At 54.5% G+C, this 6,365-nt stretch carries 6 protein-coding genes; 5 read left to right on the top strand and 1 reads right to left on the bottom strand.

From position 1 onward, the window contains the following. Positions 1-213: 213 nt before the first annotated feature. Together VGN12_16600 and VGN12_16605 are read left to right on the top strand one after the other, a co-directional pair. The gene (locus VGN12_16600; GenBank protein ID HEY4311073.1) at positions 214-885 is read left to right on the top strand and encodes a ParA family protein; all 672 of its coding nucleotides are present in this window, start codon (positions 214-216) and stop codon (positions 883-885) included. Positions 886-895: 10 nt separating this feature from the next. Beyond that, positions 896-1,192 (top strand): hypothetical protein, encoded by a 297-nt coding sequence (locus VGN12_16605; protein ID HEY4311074.1) that lies wholly within the window; start codon positions 896-898, stop codon positions 1,190-1,192. 1 nt (position 1,193) lies between these two features. On the opposite strand, the gene VGN12_16610 is transcribed toward VGN12_16605, so the two are convergent. Continuing rightward, positions 1,194-1,808, bottom strand: coding sequence for a hypothetical protein (locus VGN12_16610; protein HEY4311075.1), 615 nt, complete (start codon positions 1,806-1,808; stop codon positions 1,194-1,196). A 1,207-nt stretch (positions 1,809-3,015) separates the two neighbouring features. Here VGN12_16610 and VGN12_16615 point away from each other — a divergent pair. The 3 genes from VGN12_16615 to VGN12_16625 are packed head-to-tail and all read left to right on the top strand — an operon-like array spanning position 3,016 to position 6,040. Then, positions 3,016-3,687, top strand: a complete 672-nt coding sequence (locus VGN12_16615) for an ABC-three component system protein (GenBank protein ID HEY4311076.1) — start codon at positions 3,016-3,018, stop codon at positions 3,685-3,687. Then, positions 3,684-4,187, top strand: a complete 504-nt coding sequence (locus VGN12_16620; protein ID HEY4311077.1) for an ABC-three component system middle component 2 — start codon at positions 3,684-3,686, stop codon at positions 4,185-4,187. Before VGN12_16615 ends, VGN12_16620 begins: the two co-directional genes overlap by 4 nt. Next, positions 4,184-6,040: a hypothetical protein gene (locus VGN12_16625; GenBank protein ID HEY4311078.1), complete on the top strand. Its 1,857-nt coding sequence runs from the start codon at positions 4,184-4,186 to the stop codon at positions 6,038-6,040. Before VGN12_16620 ends, VGN12_16625 begins: the two co-directional genes overlap by 4 nt. Positions 6,041-6,365 lie beyond the last annotated feature (325 nt).

Genomic DNA, 6,365 nt, shown 5'->3' on the forward strand with positions numbered 1-6,365 from the left:
CCATCAATCAAGCTTGAAAGATGGCTGGCTTTCCAGCTTGCCGACATGAAAGCCAGCAAGAAATCTGTCTTGCCAGAATGTCGGACAGATGGATTGCCAGATGGCAAGCAAGCAATCGTGCATGATTGCCAGCGAGCAAGCCTGAAAGGCTGTCATCCTGCCAGATTGATTTCGTGCTTGCACGTTTGCATGAAATCGTGCTATCCGTTGAAGATGATTATTACGATCGCAAATTCCAAGGGCGGTGTCGGTAAGTCGACACTCGCCGTCCACCTGGCAGCGTGGCTCCATGAGCAGGGCTGCCGCGTAACTCTTGCCGACTGCGACACGCAGCAATCGTCCTCGGAGTGGATTCGCGAGGCGCAGCCTGGAATCAAGGCTGTGCGCCTCGATAACCCGGATGTGATTCTGAATGAATTACCCAATCTGAACCAGGACGCGGACTTCATCGTCGCCGATGGCCCGGGTAGCCAAACGGAGACCAGTCGCGCATTACTGTTGCGAGCCGACCTGGCGATAGTGCCATGTAAGGCCAGCATGCTGGAAATCAGAGCCTTGGCCAAAGCCACCGACGTGCTTCGGCAAGCCCAGGACATCCGCAAGGGAGTACCCCAAGCCGTCATCGTGCTGAGCATGATCGGCATGCACTACCGACTGACCAAGGACATGAAAGACGCCGCCGCCGCGCTATCGCTACCGCTGGCAACCAATGCCATGATCCTGCGGCAGATTTATGCCGACGCACCGGGGCAGGGGGCCGTCGTGTGGAACATGGGAGCCCGCGCCCGTGACGCCGCCAACGAAGTCGATGCGTTGTTCCGCGAGATCTTGCCGAATGTGGCCAAGAACCGCGTCATCACTAGACGAGACGTTGCGAAAGCGTAGGGGGGAAGGGATGGCCGATCGACGCTCTCTCATCGATGGACTGCAATCGACGCCCCCGCCTATCGACAACGAAGCGGAGAAGGATTTCGTCTACGGCGAGAAGGTCAAGCCGCCGCAGAACATGACCCCGACAACCCCCACGATTAACCGGGTGCCGATCAGCACGCGAATGCGAGAAGACTTTGCCAAGGCGCTGAAACGCGCCTCATTGGAGCGGCAGTTGAAGGGCCTTGAACCCAACACACTGCAAGACATCCTGGAAGAAGCCATTGAGCCGTGGCTCAGAACCAACGGCTATATTTCCTGATTCAGTCAGAGGGAGCGGGCAGAGACTGCACCTCGGCCAGCGGCAATTCATGCTGCCTGCTGGAGCCTTTGAGGTGATAGGACTTGACGAACGCCAGCCGGTCTCCGTTGAACATGAAGCGGATGTTGACGAAGAAGACGCCGTCACTGGCACTGCGGTAGAGGAATTCTTTTTCCAGCAGCTCCCGTACGCCCCGTTGATACGTGCGGTCGCTCATGCCGTGGTCCTTCGCGACGTACTGATTCAGCTTGATTTCATCGGAGCCGGGGCTGGCACGCATCTGCAGATACACGAGTTCAAATACCTGGATGCCGGTCTTCGAGAGACCAGCCGCTTGTTTGATCCCATCAAGGAACATCTTGACGAATCGCGTGGTGTCCACTTCTTCGTCCCACCAGAATCCCATGCCGCCGATACCTTTGAGTTCGCCAGTGCTATTGTCGACGATCATCGAGGCCTTGCCACCGGGCACCTGAAACCGCCTGTTACGCGTGGGTATCCCGTTCGCGGATGGGACGCTTGGATTAGTGCGGTAGATGGGGAAGCCCCGTTTCACGCTGAGCTGGTTTGTGGGCAGCTCAACAACCTGCTGCTCTGCTTGGCGCTCATCCGTCATTTTTGTCCTCCATTTTTGTCACTTCACAGACAGCGCACTGGCACACGACCGACAAAGGCGCAAGGGATTTTTGTCGGTCCACCGTCCATTCGTGACGGTCTACCGCCCAAATCTGTCGTTTCGGATTCAGCGAAATCAAACAGTTACGCCGTTCCCCTTTCTTATACAAATACTGCCTTCCTGATCCCGACGCCGGAGCGCGCCCACACAGCGCATGGCGACGGCGGCGAGGATCAAAACACGGTCACTTCAAGATGTCGTTAAGCGATCGAGTCGAACAACAATCCTGGTCAAGCCGTTCGATTCCTCTGGAAAATGAGTTAGTTAGTTGATTTCTACGAGGCGATGCGACCACCGCTCGGAATATCGGCCGGAGGAATGAATGAATTGGCATTCATGAAGAAGTGGTCAGGGGTACATAGCGCAATCGACCGGCAGAATCGAATTTGGAGGGCACTTATAAGCGTCTTTTCAACTAAATCGAGTCTGACCTCATCCTAGTTATCTCGTCGCCGCCAGATAAGCCTTCTGTCGGATAGCAATTAAACGATCAGTTCTGCCCCAACATTTGTTGCCGGAGCAAGTTAGCTCCTCTACGCCACCTGTCTTTCGGGCTACTACGCGATCCAACCGGCCATCTGTATACTGGCCGCATGTAATCCACCGGGCCAGCCATTTTGGGCCGCTCCAGACTTCTGACTTTGGGGGCGATGGCGGCGCAGCCACGACGGCAATGTCGCAAGCAGAGATATTCGCACATCTGGCCCTTCATTGACTTGGCAAACCACACGGGCGGGCGATGGCATCAAGCATAGCTCCAACTCCACTACCTTTGCCGGCCAACCACAGCGCGACCCCAAGTGATTTCGTGCATGCGGGACAGCCCATTCCCGCCATCGAACGAATTCGGATATTTGAGCCTAAGCAGTGGGAAGAATTCGTTTTAGAGTGGGCTGATAGCCTCCGATCTGAGTATGAACGAGTCGAACGCTGTGGCGGGACCGGCGATTGTGGCCGCGACGTCATCGGAATTAGCAAGTGCGGTACGGGAGCTTGGGATAATTACCAGTGCAAGCAATACCGTGCGCCGCTCGCACCTTCTGATGTTTGGGTAGAGCTAGGCAAACTGGTCTATTACACGTATCGAGGAGAATACGCCTATCCGCGCAGGTATTCCTTCGTTGCACCTCGAGGAGCGGGTAACAAATTGTCGCGCCTTCTCAGAAATGCGGCGGAGCTGAGGAGCCAACTGATTCAGAATTGGGATACCTATTGCCTGAATGCCATTACCGAGACGGGGCCGACACCACTTGATGCGGCGCTGAGAGCACACCTTGATGAACTCGACTTCTCGATCTTCGACGCTATACCACCGCTTCGCATCATTGATGGTCATGCAAAAACAAGATGGCATGTCGCTCGCTTCGGAGGAGGCTTGCCCGCACGTCCTCCCATCGTTACTCTCCCTGACACTCCGACAGCGGAAGAGATTACATACATTCGGCATCTGCTCGACGCCTATGGCTCCCATCTGGATCGCGTAATTGCGAGACTGGACGAGTTATCAGACGAGGAACTGAAGGCGCACCTTCTCGACTCGCGCCGTGAGTTCTACAGCGCCGAATCATTGCGAGCGTTCTCAAGGGATACATTGCCTCCCGGTGAATTTGAACGTCTTCAGGATGAACTGCATAGCGGAATCGGTGATGAGATACGGGCCGCTCATGACAACGGATACCGTCGTGTCTTGGCGGTCGTCAAGATCGCGCGCTCGCTCCAGCTAACGGCGCACGCCTTAGTGAGCCGTCTGACCATCCGAGACCGAGGAGGGATCTGCCATCAGCTAGCAAATGACGACAAGTTGAGGTGGATCAAATGAGCATGGTTGATCGACAACTCGTCCTTTTCAACAGCCCAGTTGAGGTCGGTCTACGAGCACTCGTCCTTTTGACGGACGTGTTTCCTGACGCCTGCACCTTAGAAAGACTCGTTATTCTCGACTACTTCGTTGTCCACTCGGACGATCTTCCAGCGGGACCTCGTGGACTTCATCCTCAGACGCCTCACAGAAGTGGCGAAATTCTCGTGCGCAGAAATGCTCTTCAAGCCGGCCTGATGTTGTTCTACAGCCGGGGCTTGGTCGAGATCCGGTATGACGGAAGCGGCGTAGGCTATGCGGCGACGGAAACTTCCTCAAGCTTCCTGGATGCGATTGATGCCGAATACGTCTCTGGTTTGCGTAACCGGTCGACATGGTTGCAGTCGACTTACGGTGGTAAGTCAGATGCAGAACTTCAATCGGTGGTTCAAATCAACATCGGAGTGTGGGGTGCCGAGTTCGAGATGGAATCAGTCCTCCATTTAGAGGATGACGAATGAGTAGTTATGGATTCTATCTGACGCGATTGACCTTGAGCGGACTCGGGCTACCAGATGCCTCGGTCAAGCTCGAAGATGGGTTGAACGTGATTGCCGGACCATCTGACACCGGCAAAACCTTTATCGCGCAGTGCATCGATTTCATGTTCGGCGGCAGTAAATCTCCTGAGCCAATCCCTGAGGCCGAAGGTTATCAGGAGGTTCACTTATCCCTTATCAGTCGAAATGACAATGGCGCTTACACGCTGTCTAGGGGGCTGCGTGGAGGGTCTGTCGCCCTGACTTCTCCTGGACGAGAAGAGGTCATTCTCAGCGCAACGCATGATCCGAACAGCGAAAACACCGTCTCGCATTTCCTACTCCAGCTATCCGGAGTAGCCAGAAAGCTGGTCCGAACAAATACCCGTGGCACGACTCGGAAGGTGAGCTTTCGGGATATTGCGCGTCTTATCGTGGTTGATGAAGAGTCGATCATAACGAAACGCTCGCCGCTTTTGACTGGTCAGTTTACGACTGCGACTGTTGAGAAAAACGTGTTCCGACTACTGCTAACAGGAGTTGATGATTCAGCTATCCGTGAGGAGCCGGACCGACGCATCGCAAAGCAAAAGGAGTCGGGAAAGAACGAAGTGATTGACAAGGTTCGCGAAAGCCTCTTGTCGCGAATCAAATCACTTGGAGTTGAAGGCACGGGCGACCTCCTACGCGACCAACTTACTAAAGCTGACAACTACCTCCTAGAATTGAATACTGAATTGGCTTCACGCCAGCAATCGGCGGCATACCTAGAGACTTCACGCCGCGATACATGGAACGACGTCCGCCGAGTAGAGTCGCGTATCGCGGTCATTGAACAGCTACAAGTCCGTTTTGTGCTCCTGGACCAGCAATATACATCTGACCTGCGGCGTTTAGAGTCAATCGCGGAAGTGGGATTTCGGCTGGATCAGCTACAGGAGAATCGCTGCCCTGTATGCGGTGCATCGCCGGAACATCATGCCGCTGATTTCCACTCTGAAAGCGCTGCGCCGGCGACTGTTGCCAACGCATCTCAGGCGGAAGCTAAACGTACTCGTGAGTTAAAAGCGGATTTAGGTGGAACACTGAACGAGAACGAGCAGGAACTCTCTTCGCTTCAAGCTGGTCTAAGCGGCCTTCGCAACTCTCTGCGCGATATTGGAGAACAGTTAGAAAGTGAGGCGAAGCCGAGACTCCAAGAGATTATTCAACAACTCAAAGAAGGCCAGGAACGACGTGCGGCTTTTCTGAGAGTGATCGAACTTCACGACCAAATAGTTGAACTCGATCAAATGGCTGACGGAGTCGAGGCGGCATTGTTCAACGCTTCCTCTGGTGGGGTATCTGCTGATAGCGTCGGAGAAGCAGAGCAGTTCAGTCAGGAAAATGAGGCACTTCTCAAAGCGTGGAACTTTCCGGGCTTAGACCGGGTCGTATTCAGTGAAGACGATCAGGATTTAGTGATTTCCGGCCGAAAGCGTGCGGGACATGGCAAAGGTGTGCGAGCGATTACGCATTCAGCGTTCAATATTGCATTGGCAGATTATTGTGCGCATCGCGACATGCCGCACCCCTCAACGGTGACGATTGATTCGCCCCTCGTTGTCTATCGGGAACCGGACGACGATGAGGGGGGATTTTCAACAGAAGTAAAGGATATGTTTTATCGTTCCTTGGCCACTCGCGAAATAGCGGTGCAAGTGATTATCCTTGAGAATGATGTCCCGCCAGACGACGTCGATAGATTTGCAAACGTAATTAAGTTCACTGGCGGAAACACTGGGAGACGCGGCTTCATTCCTCCAAGGCAGGATGCTTCGGGCACGGGAAACTAACACGGGCCCCTGACTGTGGAGCAGATTATCGAGGAGGCGCGGGCAGCGTGCCCTCGGATGCCACTGAATGACCATCGTTTACGGCCAAGTGCTGCACAGGGGCTGCGCGCGGCGAGTCGCTACGCTCTAACTGTAAGCCATCGTATTGGTTGCAAAAATCGGTTCGCGGGTTCGATCCCCGACGCCTATTCATAGCTTGGACCCACTAGCCGACTTTAGTCGTCTGCACTTATGACGGATTCGCCGGCCGCAATGGTGGCAAGGCTCGAGAGTAATTGCATGTCGACAGAGACGGGAAAGAAATGGACCGATCCATCACATTTGA

It is taken from the genome of Pirellulales bacterium (assembly GCA_036499395.1).
In the GTDB taxonomy this organism is placed as follows: domain Bacteria; phylum Planctomycetota; class Planctomycetia; order Pirellulales; family JACPPG01; genus JACPPG01.

What these genes read in the sequence shown, in the direction of transcription:
- VGN12_16600 (HEY4311073.1), top strand. Translation starts at nt 214, where the DNA reads ATGATTATTACGATCGCAAATTCCAAGGGCGGTGTCGGTAAGTCGACA.
- VGN12_16605 (HEY4311074.1), top strand. Translation starts at nt 896, where the DNA reads ATGGCCGATCGACGCTCTCTCATCGATGGACTGCAATCGACGCCCCCG.
- VGN12_16620 (HEY4311077.1), top strand. Translation starts at nt 3,684, where the DNA reads ATGAGCATGGTTGATCGACAACTCGTCCTTTTCAACAGCCCAGTTGAG.
- VGN12_16625 (HEY4311078.1), top strand. Translation starts at nt 4,184, where the DNA reads ATGAGTAGTTATGGATTCTATCTGACGCGATTGACCTTGAGCGGACTC.
- VGN12_16610 (HEY4311075.1), bottom strand. Translation starts at nt 1,808, where the DNA reads ATGACGGATGAGCGCCAAGCAGAGCAGCAGGTTGTTGAGCTGCCCACA.